Source organism: Bradyrhizobium sp. USDA 336, assembly GCF_044908355.1.
Lineage (GTDB): Bacteria > Pseudomonadota > Alphaproteobacteria > Rhizobiales > Xanthobacteraceae > Bradyrhizobium > Bradyrhizobium yuanmingense.
The window spans coordinates 7731990-7747701 of sequence record NZ_JBIYDC010000002.1; the positions used below are offsets into that span (position 1 = coordinate 7731990).

Genomic DNA, 15712 nt, shown 5'->3' on the forward strand with positions numbered 1-15712 from the left:
TTTCTTTTTTTGTCGCAGAACTTCCTCAGGAGGTTCCTCGTCAGAGCAACGAACTGGCCAAGTTTCGAACTTGCCCCTTCGCCCGACGACCGAGAAGCGACTGTTCGAGCGCCATTGTGTGACGCCCGCAGTGTGCTTTGGCCCAGCCGTCTTTCAGGAGCCCGTATCCATTAGACACTAAAGTCCGCCGCGAACCGTAGCTCCCGAAGAGGTCGCACACGCCTGATTGATTCCTGGTATAAAGGATGCCGCTTGTAAGCTGCGAGTTCGGCGTCGCTGTCGAATTCACCGTAAACGATGACATCGATGTCGTTCCCGAGTGCATCGTTCTTGCGATTGCGGGCAATCTCCAGCCGACGAGGATGTGGGATTTTCGTGAGGATCGATAGACCTTCGATGATGCTCTCAATCTGAGCTTGGTCCTTGGCGGTGAACAGCACGATGTGACGAATCATGGATGGTCGGCGATCCCGGGGAGTGTAGCTGGGTTTACTATCTCGAACGTGAGCTCGCTGCAATGGCGGCGCTGGCCGCGCAGCCCGCGGTTGGTGCTCGAGCCTTTGCTGACGAACGGCCGCAACATGATCTCGCTCAGCGTAGAAATCGATATTGCGTAGGGCGCTTTTCGCAGAAATCATGCAATTTGGGTGCATTTCCGCCGTCTTTGAGCGAGAGTACGCCCTTATATCTTTGCCCTCGAAAAAGCGCGAGCTTCAATCGAGTTTCAGAAGGTTTCCTACCAAGCTGACAATGATGAATGCATGAATCCTGCCGCAGAAGCCGGGCACTACAATCGCCATAACAAAGGGCTTGTCCGCTTTGATTGGACGGCCGTCGAGGCTGAAGCTCTGTATGGGCTGCCGTTTGCAGACCTGATATTCCAGGCGCAGAACGTTCATCGCGAAAGCTTCGATCCAAATCACGTCGAGACCGCTAGCCTACTTAGCATCAAGACAGGGGGCTGTCCGGAGGATTGCGGCTATTGCTCCCAGAGCGCGCACTTCGCTACAGATCTGAAGGCCACCCGCCTGATGGATGGTAGCGATGTACTGGCCGCAGCAAAACGCGCCAAGAATGCAGGTGCAACTCGCTTCTGCCTGGCTGCGGCTTGGCGTAGTCCAAAAGAGCGCGATCTTGATCAGGTGTGCGACATGGTCAGGGCCGTGAAAGGTCTTGGCATGGAGAGCTGCGTCACGCTCGGTATGCTGACCGCGAGCCAGGCGGCAAAGCTCTCTGAAGCTGGGCTCGACTTCTACAACCATAACGTCGATACCTCGCCTGAATTTTACGGTAGCATCATCAGAACCCGTACGCTAGCAGATCGCATCGATACCCTAGCGCACGTTCGCAGCGCCGGGATCAAGATCTGCTGCGGGGGCATCATCGGCATGGGCGAGCGCATCGAGGATCGTCTCGGCATGCTCGTGCTGCTTGCAAATCTCCCAAGCCATCCGGAAAGCGTGCCGATCAACCTATGGAATGAGGTCAAGGGCGTGCCGGTCAATGAAACCGCCCAGCGTCCTGATCCCATTGCCGTGGCGCGCCTGGTCGCGACTGCTCGAATCATGATGCCAAAGAGCGTGGTCCGGTTGTCGGCCGGACGACAGTATATGACGGACGAACTGCAAGCTCTGTGCTTTTTGGCTGGCGCGAACTCAATCTTCATCGGTGATACGCTGCTGACGACAGAAAACCCCAAGTTGGATCGCGACGCGCACTTGTTGGCGCGGCTCGGCATCACGTCTGAGCTGGCCGAGCGAAAGAGCGCCGAGGATCAAGGCGCTGACTGGCGAGTGTGAAGTGAACATCACCCTCATGAAGGGCAAAATCCATCGCGCTTCCGTGACCGAAGCCGATCTTCACTATGAAGGATCAATCTCGATTGATCGTGCGTTGCTGGACGCGGCGGGGGTTCTGATCTATGAGCGCGTTGAGATCTACAACATGGATACCGGAGCGCGCTTTGCAACCTATGTCATCGAAGCACCGCGTGGGTCCGGTATCATCGGTTTGAATGGTGCTGCGGCACGATTCGCGATGCCAGGAGATAAAATTACTGTCATTGCTTATGCATCCTTCGACGAAGCCGAAGCAAAGGTGTTCCAACCGCGTGTCGTGCTCGTTGACCGCAACAATGGCATCCTCACCCGTTAAGACCTGAGTGGCATGTTCAAGCTCGTCGTCGGCGGCTAAAGCCAAAGCGCCGGCAGCATGGGGTAGAGTGCGCAATGAGCTCGTCGCGAATGGATAAATTCGGACCCTACGTCAAGGCCTTGCGCGCCCTGCAAGATGGTCACCGCTTGCGCGGTCTCAGTTCGCGTGCCGGAATTGATTTTTCATCTAACGATTATCTGGCGCTTGCGAGTGCATCGCATATGAAAAAGGCCGTCTTGGCGGCCATCGAACGTGGCACCCCGCTTGGGTCTGGCGGTTCGCGACTTCTGCGCGGCAATTGCGAAGAGCATGAATGCCTCGAGGCGGAAGCCGCTCAGTTCTTTGGCGCAGAGACGGCGCTGTTTTTTGCGAGCGGTTACATCGCAAATTTCGCGGTCCTGACGACGCTGCCACAGCGTGGCGATCTGCTCGTCCTCGACGCTCTGGTTCACGCCAGTATTCATGAAGGCGCGCGAGCTGGCAGGGCTGAGTTTCGCATAGCTGGCCATAACGACCTCGGAGCCATCGAAACTGCGATCCGCGACTGGCGTGCGGATGGGGGAATGGGACGGGTCTGGATCGTCGCGGAAAGCCTTTATAGTATGGACGGCGATTTCGCACCCCTCGATGATCTGGTCGCGCTCGCCGATCGCCACGACGCGTTCCTGGTCGTTGACGAGGCTCATGCTACCGGCGTTTACGGGGAGCAGGGCCGAGGGCTCACCAGCCATTACGGTCGCCGTGAGAATCTCCTGGTTGTACATACCTGCAGCAAGGCGTTGGGAGTGGCGGGAGCGCTTGTCACTGCTTCCGGTGTGCTACGCGACTTTATGGTCAATCGTTGTCGTCCGTTCATCTTCGCGACCGCGCCATCACCTCTAATTGCCGTTGCCGTCACCGAGGCGCTGTTCATCTTGCAGCGGGAACCCGAGCGTCAGCGGCGCCTCACAAGGCTGGTTGCGTTCACGCATCGGAAGATGGAAGCCCGTGGGGTGCGATGTCCTTCCAGCTCGCAGATCCTCCCATACATGGTCGGTGACAATGCTCATACGATGCGGCTCGCCGCTGCGATGCAGGATCGCGGCTTCGATATTCGTGGAATTCGGCCGCCCACAGTGCCGGCGGGGACAGCGCGCTTGCGAATTTCCCTGACGCTGAACGTCAACGAGGATGATGTGGTCTCCATGGTCGACGCGCTCGCTGAGGAGACGAAGGGGAAGGCTCGATGAGTTTGCGGATCGTCGTGACCGGAACGGATACCGGCATTGGGAAGACTGTGTTCGCCGCAGGCTTGGCCGATCTTCTCGGCGCGAGTTATTGGAAGCCGATACAAGCCGGGCTCGACGGAGAAACCGATACCGAAACGGTCACCAGGTTGGCTCGTCTCTCAACCGATCGAGTCGTGCCGGAGCTCTACCGGCTTCGAACGCCCGCATCGCCCCACCAGTCTGCGGAAATGGACGGGGTTCGCATCGACGCAGCTTCCATAAATCCGCCAGACACGGAAGGGCGGCCTCTTGTCATCGAGGGCGCCGGCGGGCTTATGGTCCCGCTAAGTGGGGATACACTCTACATCGACGTGTTTGAGAGGTGGCAGCTTCCGGTCGTGGTTTGCGCCAGCACAAAACTCGGTACAATCAATCACTCGCTGCTGTCGATCGAGGCTCTTCGAAAGCGGCAGATCACGATTCTGGGTATTGCGTTCATCGGCGAACGCAACCCGGAAACTCAGACTGCCATTCGTGAGATTGGCCGCGTGCGCTGGTTGGGGCGACTGCCTCTGCTTTCGCCTCTCACGCCAGAGGCGCTTCAGACGGCATTCAAGTCTTCATTCCGTGCCGACGATTTCAGTTGAAATGCCGATCCCGAGCTCGCCAATTTGGCATCCGTTTACGCAGCACGCGCTTCAAGGCGAGATGACAAGGATCGTGCGCGGTGAGGGGGCTTACCTTCACGTCGCCGACGGTCGACACATTATGGACGCAATTTCGTCCTGGTGGGTCGTGACCCACGGCCATTGTCACCCACATATCGTCAGCGCCATCCAAGACCAGGCGGGCAAGCTCAATCAGATTATCTTTGCTGGTTACACGCATGAGCCAGCCGAGGAGCTTGCAGTGCAACTCTTGCAGCTCACGCCGCCTGCTCTTGAGTACGTCTTCTTCTCAGATAGTGGCTCGACGAGTGTCGAAGTCGCACTGAAAATGGCGCTCGGCTATTGGAAAAATATCGGCAAACAGCGGACTCGCATTGTGGTGATGCAACACTCCTACCATGGCGACACGGTCGGAGCGATGTCGGTCGGAGCCCGTGGCGTGTTCAATGCGGCCTATGAGCCTCTGCTATTCGACGTCACACCAATCCCGTTCCCGGCAACAGGTCGCGAGCAGGACACGCTCAGTGCGTTATATTCAGTGTGTCGGGAGCAGATGCCGGCGGCCTTCATCGTGGAGCCTCTGATTTTGGGGGCGGGCGGAATGCTGATGTACCCCGCCTGGGTGCTGCGGGAGATGAAGCGGATCTGCGAAGACTGGGGCGTTCTCTTCATTGCAGATGAGGTCATGACGGGCTGGGGGCGAACCGGAACGCTGTTTGCGTGCGAGCAGGCCGACGTCACTCCGGATATCGCCTGTTATTCGAAAGGGCTCACTGGTGGATCGCTTCCGCTCGCAGTGACACTCTGTCGCGCTGATATTTTCGAGGCGCACTATTCGAAAGATCGCAATTTGACGTTCTTCCATTCGAGTTCATATACGGCGAACCCGCTTGCCTGCGCCGCCGCAAAGGCCAATCTGGATCTTTGGCAGAGCTCCGATGCGCGCACGCGCGTGTCAACCCTCGCATCCATGCAAGAGCACGCAATTCAGCCGTTTCGGGCTGATCCGCGCTTTGCAAACGTTCGTCGGACCGGCACCATCACTGCGCTTGATCTGAAAACAAATGACGCCGGCTATCTCGCCGGCATCGGTCCGAAACTTCAGGCCTTCTTCAAGGACCGAAATCTTCTGCTGCGTCCGCTCGGGAATACGATCTACGTGATGCCACCTTATTGCGTTACAGCCGCAGATATTGATCAGATTTATACCGCGATCAGAGAAGCTGCCGATCTGTTCGCTTGATGCACGGCGAGCAAGAATCGCGAAAGATCCGGAATGACCTCTTGCGGTGAAGACCCTCAAACAGAGCTGAAATATTGCAGGATTTACGCGGCCAAATGCCGTTCATTGCATTATTCAGGATCAAAGTAGCAGTTATAGGTTGGGAAGTTTGGGGCAACTGCTTTCAGGGGCCGCGCCAAGAAGGCGCGCGTCAGGGTCATTCTGCTGCGGCGGCTGCTTCTTGCATGCCCGAATGTCGGAATTGGCGACGCCGCACGTGGTGTGCGGGCGCTGAGACGTGGAAGTGGAGAATGCATGGGACTGATCTAAGTGGCGCCGATAGGAGGCAACATGCGCAATAACTCTCACGATTTCCATGGTGGTTCAGGAAGGTGCTGCGCTATTTGTGGCGGGAAGTTCGGGCTGATCCGCTACTACAGCTGGCGAATGGCGCTTTGCTCCAAAAGGTGCGTCGACCGCTTCAAGTCGCGGCGGGAGGCCGACCAAAAATGGTTGCGCTGGTTGCGAGCAGCTTGACAGGTGCCGCTGAGTGACCTCCCGGCGACAGTGCCTTAGCCGGGCGATGTTTTGGCGGGACATCGCCCCGACAGGCCATCGAGTCGAGCGAGTCGTTTTCAGGAGTGGTGTGGAAAATTAAGTGACACGGACCTCGGCAACAATCATTGATTTCAATGCTTACAGGCTGAACGGCTAAGCTGTCATCCGGCCGACCTTGCGCGACCGCCTCCAATGATGCGCTCACATCGTACTATTTCTTTTGGCTTTCTCTCGCATGGACCCCGTTCGCCCTGATGGGTCTGTCCGCAGAACGGGACCCTTCCTGACCGATCGACAGGAATCGGTGTGATGCTGGGAGAAGCAGCTTCCGACTCATTCTTCGGCATTTGCCGCAGACAGGCTGAGAGATTGAGCGGCTATTATGGTATTGGCCACGAACTTCTTGCGAACTCTAGCCCGCCCACGCTCGCCGGCACTCGCATCGATCAGCCTTGCCGAGGTGGGCGGGCAAGGAGGCCCCCAGGAACTACTGCTGAAGCGGCAGGATCCGGTTCTTCGAAATTGGTCTGCCCGCATTGCGCAGTCTATCGGATGGCGATTATCGACCGCCTCGCCGGCGTGCATGCGACACCCGGGAACGGAGCGGCGGCCCCGGTGAGCTCCATGCGGATGGAATAGATCGTGGGTAGAGCTATGGCTTGAGCGGGGGATGCCATGTCTGATCGATTTTCGATTTACAAAGTCTCGCTTGAACGTTGCGGTCGAAGGTGGTCGTGGTCCATCTCCGCGACGAATGGCCCGTTGGTCGTGGCGGGAACGCAACGCAGCCGAGCCGCGGCGCGCTATGAAGCCAACAAAGCACTCTTCCTGTTGTTGCAAAGTGCGCCGTATCGACGGCGGCTTCCGTGTGGTTCGAGCAAATAAATCTGTATCGTCGCGCTTTGGATCGTGCCTTGATCGATGCTTCCGAGGCGGAGGTGAAGCCGCTCTCCCCTTCTATTAACGAAGCTCTTTCCGTGTCCCGTCCAACGATCAGTGTCGTAGGATCTTCCGCGCATGAGCCACACTTCAGAGTCGCCTTTGCAAGGCTTCACCATTCCAGTCCTGCAGCAATGGAAAACGGAGTGACGTCCCATCGCGATGACGACAGCTTACGATGCGGTCACGGCGCGCATCGCCGACACAGCGGTCGAAATCATTCTCGTCGGTGATAGTGTCGGCAATGTCTGCCTGGGCGTCGACGATACGCTTCCCGTCAGCATGGAAATGATGAATCATCACCTGGAAGCAGCCTCGCGCACAAGGCCTCGTGCCTTGGTTGTGGCCGACATGCCGTTTCTCAGCTTTCATCTCAGTCTCGATGAGACAATACGCAATGTGGGAGGTTTCCTGCAGCGGGGTGCCGGCGCCGTGAAACGCGAGGGCGGCGCCAAGCGTCTGGGGATCATGCGCGTTTTGGTGGATTGCGACATCCCGGTGATGAGGCATCTTGGTTTTACCCCTCAGAGCGTCAATGTCATCGGCGGCTTCAAGGTGCAGCGAAAGACAAGAGCCGAAGCATTACGTCTGCTCGATGATGCTCACCGTTCAGGAGGCCGGCTGCTTCGCTTTGGGCCTCGAGGGCATTCCGGCCGAGCTCGCGGGACGCGCAAACCGATGCGCTGACCATACCCACCATTTGGATTGCAGCCGGGCCAAGCTGCTCGGGCCAGCTGGTCGTACTCCACGACGTCTTAGGGCTGGTCGAAGGTAAAAGGCCAAAATTCGTCGCGCCTACGCGAATGGGGAGGTTCTACAGGAGGCGCTGCTACGCTGGGCGGTCAGATGTCCGTCAGGGCACACATTCCCTGGGAGTCAGGGATGCTATCGGCTTCCCGAGGAGCTCCGCGAGACCATTGCGAACTGGAAGGCTCCCCGCCAATGCCGGCGATCAGGTCCTAGAGCCCACTCAGAAGAAGCCGTGATGCGGAAATTGGACGATAACCGGCGCGCGAGCGCGGAATTTGAGCGTCGATATGTCGTTGATTGCGTCAAATCAGTGCCGCGAGCGCACTAGTGTGCAGCATTACGGTCCGGTCTTGGCAGGTCGGATAGTGTGTTTGGAAAGGGCAGGGAGAAGGATATGGTTCGCCAGTTCTACCGGCTCCGATTGCGCACATTCGCAGCTGCATTGCGGCAGCACAGCAGGCGCGAAATGCTGCAAAAAGTCCGGTTTCAATACAGTCTCATGCAGCTTGGGAATGAATTGAAGTCCTCCGACAAACGCTGTATCGCGGCCGGACATCCATTAGAGCTTGAACGGGGTGCGATCGAAGTCGTTCCTCACAGCCTCGCTTCCCAAGATCCCGCGGAGCTCGACGGCATTGCCGTCTACCGGGAAGCGGATCAACGCCCTGACCTTCACCAGCTCTCCAGCCCTGCGCTGCAGCGGCCATTCGCCTGGCCGACAACGCTCGCAAGCGCGTGAGGCGCTAGCCTGCACGCGATCGCCTCGCTGATATGGTTGCGTGCGTTCGCCACCAGCCCAGGGGCGGCCTGGCTGACTAACGCCTTCGCAGCTTCGCAGAGGTTGCAGCACAACCAGGGCTCCAACGTAGGGCCACAACTTAGGTCGAAAATTGTGCGATTGACGTGAGCGATCTGCTTTCGTCGGATTGCGAAAAAAGGCCGTGCGAAAATTCCGCACGGCCAAGTCAGGGAGGAAACGCCCCAAAGGGCGGCTGAAGAGAGCATAAAGTGAGTGCCCACACTCACTGGAGCTCCAAGCTTGCGCCTACGGTCAAGTCGCGCAAGCCGGATGTTGAAATATCCGTTTCTTGCGCTGATTGAGCCCAAATTTAGCGCATGCGTCGCATGTTTTATGCGAATTGGAGCGTTCAGATGCAGCTATTCCGTGAGACGCTCAATTCAAAATGATCACGTCATGCCCACGCTCTGTGTTCGTCAAACTGACGCAACAGCAGTTAGGTCGTGCACTGGCGCGGGGCGCGGCGTTTTGCGCACGAGTTCAGGATTTGGAAATCAATCTAAATTAGCCAGCGCTTGTTGTTGATTGAACGAAGCAGGTTGACCCAGTCCGATCAACGTGCGCGCGACTTGCTGACCTGCGATTGTCAGCACCGCTCAAACAGATCAGGTCACTTCGAGGGACAAATGGTGAGCAAGAAATTCTCCGGCACTCGCGAACGTTGGTCCGTCCGATGGGGCTTTCGAATCAGATTGCGCGAGCAGATGGCAGTGCTCGGGATTTCTGGTGTGCTGGTCACCGGCGTAATCTGCGTCGCAGCTCTGCACTACGCGAGTATCGTTCAACGAGAGGCGAGCGCGAGCAATGAATTGAAAGCCCGTGTCGTTTCATTGTCACAAAGCTTTCTGGAGTCTGGCCAAATCGCGACCGAGTTCCTCCGCAAGCCCACTGAAATGTCGATCAAGACGCATGCGGATCTTCTTGATCGCCAGCTCGACGATTTAAGTCGGGTCGAAAAACTGATCGGGGAGTTGCCCGGCGATGATCCGCTGCGGCAGGCCGCCTCCCTGCGGCCGGTAATTGATCTCTATGCGACCCGCTTTTAACGTCGTTGCAGCACAACGCAACCTAGGCTTCAATGAAAATGAGGGATTTCAGGGCAAGTTGCGCATAGCCGTGCACGCGGTCGAGGAGCGATTGAGACAGGTGAAGCAGCCGCGCCTCACGATCTTGATGCTGATGATGCGCCGCCATGAGAAGGATTTTATCTTACGGGGCGAGGAAAAATACGCAGATCAGCTTTCCGCCAGGGGGATGGAGTTCGAAACCGAACTTGCTCAGGCAAGCCTGCCTACGGAGGAGAAATCCCAGCTTCTCGAGCTGATGCGGGCGTACAAGGCAAATTTTATTTCATTCATGGTGACGCAGCAGACGCTAAGCGATCAGGTGGATGATCTTCGACAGATTCACGGCCGCATTCGCCCGGCAATCGCAAAGGTCGTGTCCGCGGCAGACGCGCATGCGCACGCTATGGAGATCCGAGCCGGAGAGATTCGGCAGAGGCTGGTCTGGCTCATTGGACTTGCAACGCTGCTCGCGGGCCTGTTCAGTATGCTCTTCGGGCAGCGCATTGCCAAAACCGTCGCCTCGATGACCGCGGCCATGCGCCAGCTAGGTGAGGGGCGGTTCGATGTAGTATTGCCGGGCCTCGGTCGAAAGGATGAGCTCGGCGATATGGCTGAAGCGGTAGAAATGTTCAAGCTGAGAGCTCGTGAAAAGCTGCAGGCGGAGCTTGATGCTAAGGTCGAACGGGACCAGGCTGCTGCTGACCTGCGTAAGGCCGATATCGCTCGGCTTGCGGGCGAATTCGAAGCAGCCGTAGGGCAGGTGATCGAAGCCGTTTCGTCCGCCTCGACGGAGCTGGAAGCCTCCGCCCGGAGCCTTACCTCCTCTGCGGTTGAGAGCCGCCAACTCTCGATGGATGTTGCCTCATCATCCGACGACGCGTCCGCCAACGTTCAACGCGTAGCGACCTCGACAAGCGAAATGGCTCTAACTATCGCTGATGTAGGCCGGCAGGTCGAGGAAGCAGCGGAAATGGCGCGCGAAGCGGTCCGCAAGACCGAGCTCAGCGATCAGCGCATGGTTGCTTTGGCGTCCGCGGCGGAGCGGATCGGCAGCGTCGTTCAACTTATTGCGGCGATCGCGCGGCAGACCAATTTGCTCGCGTTGAATGCGACAATCGAGGCTGCTCGCGCAGGCGATCTCGGCCGCGGCTTTGCAGTTGTCGCCGAGGAAGTCAAATCCCTCGCGATGCAAACCGCCCAAGCGACCGTTGAGATTGGCAAGCAAATCAACGACATTCAGGCTGCGACAACTGAAGCTGTCGGCGCGAATGCCGAAGCCGGCGCCATCGTTGCTCGCATTTCCGACATCGCTATGACTGTTGTCGAAGCCATCGGCGAGCAAAAAGAGACCAGCAAGAATGTCGCGCTCAACTTACACGAAGCTGCGAGCAAGACCACTCAGGTGGCGGCGAGCGCTGGTGAAGTTACTCATCGCGCCAAGGCAACAGGAGGGGCTTCGATGCAAGTGTTGAGGTCTGCCGAACTGCTGTCTGAGGAAAGCTCTCGGCTGAAGCACGAACTTGGAGGTTTCCTCAGGAGAGTCCAAGCGGCATAATTAGACAAACCGCAAGCTCGCATCTTGCGCGCGGTGACGTAAGCGCCTTTCGGCTGGAACCAACCGGAACGGCGCTGCGCGGCGAAAAATGTTGCAGCGTGCTTCTCCAAGGGAGACGAGTCTCTTTCGTCATCATGATCGCGGTAGCGATCACAGGTGTCTAACAAATCGACGCGACCTGACGTTACAGCGGACCGACGGTAGAGTGCCATCTCAGTCAACCTGCATCAATAATTGCCGCGCTACTCGGGCTGGCCACCTAAATCCTCACGCGAACTTGATCTTCCGGATAGACTTAGCAGTGCAGCGGATCCCTGTCGCCCCGCGATCGCTGCGGGCTTCGCAACATTGTTTATAGAGCGATCTAGATTTACAAACGGATCGAGAGAAAATCGTCATGGAGGCGAGAACGCTCTCGGAAAGGCGAATTGGCTCGCCTTGCAAAAAAAAGCTGCGCGTCGTGAATCTTAGAAAGGTAGTTCTCCGGTTAGGCCGAAAAAGAGTTTGTCTTCGACTGGGCTTGGTCCGTCGTTGTCTGAGACTGTTCGTTCGTCAATAGTGCTCTGCTGAGAGGAGCGCTGATGAACTGGAATGAGGTCGTTGACGAATCCGTGTAGAGGGTAGGCGCGGGCAAACAATGGTTCGTGTTGTCACGTGCATCAATTCGGGTCAAACGTTCGGAGAATGAGAAGGCGTCGTGTTCACTTTCAAGCGTTTCGTTGTCCTTACAGCGGTTAGCGACATCAACGCCTATTGCCTCCAAATGTTGTGAACAGGGCGTCATCTGAATGTCAATATGGGGGCATATCTGCACGAGCACGTATGCGGCGGCACCTTTTGCTCTAGGCTGGTGGTGCGGGACGTGTTCTGGTTGATGAAGGAGCTTGTGACATGGTGAGCACGCGTGAAGTGTCTGTCGATGACGCCAGAACCGTGACCCAGATGGTTGGAGCTCTACTTACAGAACTCGGCGCTCGCCACGTGCAGGCTGAACTGGATGCTCGGCTGGTGGCCGACCTGCTTGTGAAAGAGCGCATTCATGGATTTCTCGGTTTTGTCGAAGAGCGCGCTGTAGGCATTATCATGGTGGCGGAAAGTATCTCGCTTTTCGCGCGCGGCTCGTACGGAATCATCACTGAACTCTATGTCGTACCGGATCACCGCTCGTCTGGGGTAGCGATGAGCCTCATCGAGGCGGCCGTGGCCCTCGGTACCGAAAAGGGCTGGGGTCAACTTGAAGTCGGGGCTCCCAGGCAACCGGTGTGGAGTCGCAGCCCGAATTCAGCGTTGTATTTGAAGGCCGGCTTTGCTGAAATCGGTCCGCGCCTTAAATTGCCACTACACCAGGTAACTAGTTCCCCGGCAAAACCTCCGACCCCTTCGCGATTAGAGCGTAGGCGACGAGATGTGCTGCGCCGCCACACTCCGGACACAGCTGTTGCAGGGGCGGGTTCGCCTGCGCCCAATTTGTCCTGGTGAGGCTTGCAAGGCTGGTTTGAACGGGGCCGACAACTAGGGCCGCTACCGCTGCCACCGCTGCTACATTCCATGGAATGGAGTTCGCCGGCGAGGGGCCTTAAGCGCCGCGGCTGCCTCTGTTGTGTCGTTCCTATACACGAAGCCACCATGCGGGTTGCAAGAAGCCGGAGAACGATCTTCTATGGCACGATCGCACGCGCGTGGCATGGCGGACCTGCCATCCGCGGACCGTTAATAAGGGGGGACAGAGCCCCTCTCGAACTGGCAACAGGGTCCTGGCAGCGAAGTCGAGACACCCGATTAGATTAAGAGAATTGCGGAGCAATAGCCTTCAGGAGGATGGAGGAGCACGGTGCTCGGACTTGCTAACCTTCAGGGCTCGCCTTTTCATGGTCGCGGTCAGTTTCTTGGTTTTGGATCTTTCCGGTAGTTTAGGATGTGACCGCTCAGACGATCCAATTGACTCTCCCTCTTGATTCCTTTTCATCCGTCCCTCTCTAACAAGGGGCTTACGCCCGAGTGACTCATCAAAACATCAGGAGTCGAGATCACACAAAGGATACGCCGCGCATTCAGAAGATTGTCGGATTACACCTCAGGATTCTTGTTGGTCTGCCAGGCAAGCGTTCTGCAGCCGGTGCCTGATCGCGCTAAGTCTGTTGCCCAGCTTGCCCACCTCCTGAACAGCAAGGTCTCCAAAAACGAACCGATCGAGCTTTTCCTGCTTCGCGGCGATAATCGCGAGACGTTTGCTGGCGTTGTCTGCCAATGAAAGATGCATGACCCGGGCATCCCGCTTGCATGGCTTGATGATGCAGCAATCTCTTCCTCTCCAGTAGCTTCGATTGCGTGGTGACGAAAGATGGATCAACCTTCATCAACTTTGCAAGCACTTTGACCGGAATACCGTCGTCCTCGTCCAGGTCCGCCAACCATCAAGAGCATCATTTGCGCCCCGGTAATGCCAAGCGCAGCAGCGCGCCGCAACGAAGAAGATCATTCAGGCACGCATTGATCAACCGGATCTCGCGCGTGAAGCGACGGACCTCCTCGCCATTCTCAGCAGGTCTGTTTGCGGGGGGTGTTGTTAGGGCGGACGAGTTCGGCGCCATTGTATGCAAGGTGCTCGATCGTCAACTTTGTTTGGGCTCAACATTCGACAGAGACCAGGCTGTTGGGCCGGCCGACTGCGAGCTGCGGAGTACCGGGCGTAGGTCACTATCCTGCTCCGCTCCCGGTAGTCGCCGCTTCGATGCACATGTGCCGCAACTTCGCACGATCGCGAAGGTGGAATTCGCCGAAAATCTCCACTCGAGCGAGGAATTTTGGCGTTTAGGGGCGCCGCATGCGCGATGACCGTCTCGCTAGGGCTGCAAGACTACAATCCAAGAGTGAAGCATCGGAATTGGCCCAGCAGGCGGTAGGGGCAGACCGGGAAAGGGTAGGCGAGCGCACAGGGAGCAGGGAGCTGAGGCAGACGATCGATTGAAGCAAAGCGGTATTGGATTTTCGGCTACTCGATCAATTCAACTAGAAAGCGCGCTGTGCTATCATCGCCTTTCAAGTTGGGGGATTCTCCGATGTTGGACGCCACTACAACAGCACTTCTGCGGGAGATCCTAAAAGCCGTCTGTGTAAACGTGCCTGGGAGTGATGGTGGCGTGCGGGCACATGTCGCCTCGAAGCTTCTGGAAGCCGCCAGCAAAGGTGAGAGGACGCGCGAGCGTCTCGAGCAGATTGGCCTCGATGCGCTTCGCCACGCGCCGAGCATGTGGCGGTAAGCGACCGGAATGATGCCGACGTCAGGTGAACATTCCGAATCTCAGAGTTGACCGTCTCGGAGAAGAAGGCGCTCCACGCAATCTTAGGTCAGACCGCTTACAAGAGCTCATTCCCTGAAAACTCAGCGTTGTGGGCAGATTTAGAAGCCGCCGTCCAGCCAACCGACCGGGCTCCATGCACTCGGTACACTTGGTAATCCTGTCGATGGGGCGATATGGCGTCAGAAAATCGAACTTGGGAGAGTTACCAGAGTCTCAGCTCTCGCTTGCTTCATCTTGCTCCCGTTCCCGCGATCACCGCCGCGATGAGGCCGGGGCTCCCGCAAGCAGGCCGGTTTCGAACGAGTTGCAACTGCCATAAACGGCAGCCATTTCGGAAGGTTGAGCTTAACAGGAGCTTAGGAGCTAAATGCTTCGACGTAGGGCTTAGGTGCCGCTGCGCCAGTTCTGCATTCGTAAAAGACTTGGCTAACCGACCCGAGGGCGGGCCGAGTGCTCGCGACGCATGCTGCGGTGAAGATCGAAAGTATTGTGTGAGGGTGGCTATGTTCCCTCGGGTTTGGAAGCCCACTTAAATTGCTGCGGCTCGAAACGTCGTTGAGCTATGGTGCATTGACCGGTGGCATGGGCGCAGTCGGTCGCGGCACGAAGCCAGTATGGAGCTGACCGCGTGCGGACACCATGATCGCAAAGGTCACAAGAAGAATGAAAAAGCCGCGCATTTGACGAAATCAATCCGAAAGCCATGTAGCAACTATGAAACGTCTCGCTCCGATGCTTTCACATGGGCCGCGAATCGATAACTGCGAACCCGCGGCTCGTGAGGCGCGAACACCTTCGGTTCGCATAGGCCGGTAATGCATTATGCTGGTAGTGCTGCCCCAAAACAGCAAACTCGCCCTGATAACGACGAAAACACGCATCCTCGACCGAGAAAGGAAGGAATTTTGCATCGGATTTGAACAAAAATGCTGATCGGGCGGGAAAGCAGCGACGGCTGTATTCGCTTCTTTGGCGCAGTCGAGGACGGCTCCATGCGCGATCACGACCTTGTTTCGGGTAGCCTCTTGGCCCTTACCGTTGTCGGTATCGCGCTTCTCTGCTCTAGCTTGCTCGCATTTGCCTTGATTTAGAGCGCGGTAGCAGAAGTCAGGGAAGCCGCAGAGTTCTGCCTGCCGACCGAGGCAACAAGCGGATCCTGGAATACTCGTGGTGGACACAGCACTGCCGCCAAGAAGTGCCTGGGCTGCTTCGGACACGACGAGAGCACTATCGCTATTTCGATTTGAGCTAGGGGCGGCACCTCGATGACAGCAGATCTTCTGGAGCCACAAGAGCTGTTTGATTGACCACGAAAAGGTATTATTCTGATATCCGCGACGGCGGCCAATTCATCCGCGACGATGAAGGTGTGGAGCTACCCATATCAAGACTGCGCTCGAAGAGGCGACAACTGCGCTCTCCGAGATAGCGCACGAATGGGCTAGAAGCAGGCCCGCATCACTGAATGGCAGTTGAAGTTCGCGATGACC

12 protein-coding genes and 1 pseudogene are annotated in these 15712 nt (G+C 57.3%); 11 read left to right on the plus strand and 2 right to left on the minus strand.

Going from position 1 to position 15712, the window contains the following annotated elements; all coding sequences use genetic code 11:
- Positions 1-170: 170 nt before the first annotated feature.
- Positions 171-455 (minus strand): Dabb family protein, encoded by a 285-nt coding sequence (locus ABIA45_RS36995; RefSeq protein WP_404655366.1) that lies wholly within the window; start codon positions 453-455, stop codon positions 171-173.
- 306 nt (positions 456-761) lie between these two features.
- Between ABIA45_RS36995 and bioB the strand changes: the two genes are divergently transcribed.
- From bioB to ABIA45_RS37045, 10 genes and pseudogenes are all read left to right on the plus strand, one after another.
- Entirely contained in the window at positions 762-1799 is a 1038-nt protein-coding gene (gene bioB, locus ABIA45_RS37000) for a biotin synthase BioB (protein ID WP_404655367.1), read from the plus strand.
- 1 nt (position 1800) lies between these two features.
- Positions 1801-2154, plus strand: a complete 354-nt coding sequence (gene panD / locus ABIA45_RS37005; RefSeq protein ID WP_225125853.1) for an aspartate 1-decarboxylase — start codon at positions 1801-1803, stop codon at positions 2152-2154.
- An 89-nt stretch (positions 2155-2243) separates the two neighbouring features.
- Positions 2244-3383 (plus strand): 8-amino-7-oxononanoate synthase, encoded by a 1140-nt coding sequence (locus tag ABIA45_RS37010; RefSeq protein ID WP_404655368.1) that lies wholly within the window; start codon positions 2244-2246, stop codon positions 3381-3383.
- Positions 3380-4009, plus strand: coding sequence for a dethiobiotin synthase (bioD, locus tag ABIA45_RS37015; RefSeq protein ID WP_036015817.1), 630 nt, complete (start codon positions 3380-3382; stop codon positions 4007-4009). The genes ABIA45_RS37010 and bioD overlap by 4 nt, the downstream gene beginning before the upstream one ends.
- A 1-nt stretch (position 4010) precedes the next feature.
- Positions 4011-5273 (plus strand): adenosylmethionine--8-amino-7-oxononanoate transaminase, encoded by a 1263-nt coding sequence (locus tag ABIA45_RS37020; RefSeq protein ID WP_036015819.1) that lies wholly within the window; start codon positions 4011-4013, stop codon positions 5271-5273.
- Positions 5274-6827: 1554 nt separating this feature from the next.
- A pseudogene (gene panB / locus ABIA45_RS37025) lies at positions 6828-7668 on the plus strand (3-methyl-2-oxobutanoate hydroxymethyltransferase); the annotation flags it as partial.
- Positions 7669-7893: 225 nt separating this feature from the next.
- A complete protein-coding gene (locus tag ABIA45_RS37030) occupies positions 7894-8238 on the plus strand; it encodes a hypothetical protein (protein WP_404655370.1) in 345 nt (114 codons plus the stop codon).
- A gap of 686 nt (positions 8239-8924) precedes the next feature.
- Positions 8925-9344, plus strand: a complete 420-nt coding sequence (locus tag ABIA45_RS37035) for a hypothetical protein (protein WP_225174653.1) — start codon at positions 8925-8927, stop codon at positions 9342-9344.
- Positions 9328-10920, plus strand: coding sequence for a methyl-accepting chemotaxis protein (locus ABIA45_RS37040; RefSeq protein WP_404655371.1), 1593 nt, complete (start codon positions 9328-9330; stop codon positions 10918-10920). Before ABIA45_RS37035 ends, ABIA45_RS37040 begins: the two co-directional genes overlap by 17 nt.
- Positions 10921-11811: 891 nt before the next feature.
- Positions 11812-12399, plus strand: a complete 588-nt coding sequence (locus ABIA45_RS37045; RefSeq protein WP_081494655.1) for a GNAT family N-acetyltransferase — start codon at positions 11812-11814, stop codon at positions 12397-12399.
- A gap of 595 nt (positions 12400-12994) precedes the next feature.
- On the opposite strand, the gene ABIA45_RS37050 is transcribed toward ABIA45_RS37045, so the two are convergent.
- A complete protein-coding gene (locus ABIA45_RS37050) occupies positions 12995-13180 on the minus strand; it encodes a hypothetical protein (protein WP_225125869.1) in 186 nt (61 codons plus the stop codon).
- Between the two features lie 2345 nt (positions 13181-15525).
- Between ABIA45_RS37050 and ABIA45_RS37055 the strand changes: the two genes are divergently transcribed.
- Entirely contained in the window at positions 15526-15651 is a 126-nt protein-coding gene (locus tag ABIA45_RS37055; protein ID WP_404655373.1) for a DUF6894 family protein, read from the plus strand.
- Positions 15652-15712: the final 61 nt, after the last annotated feature.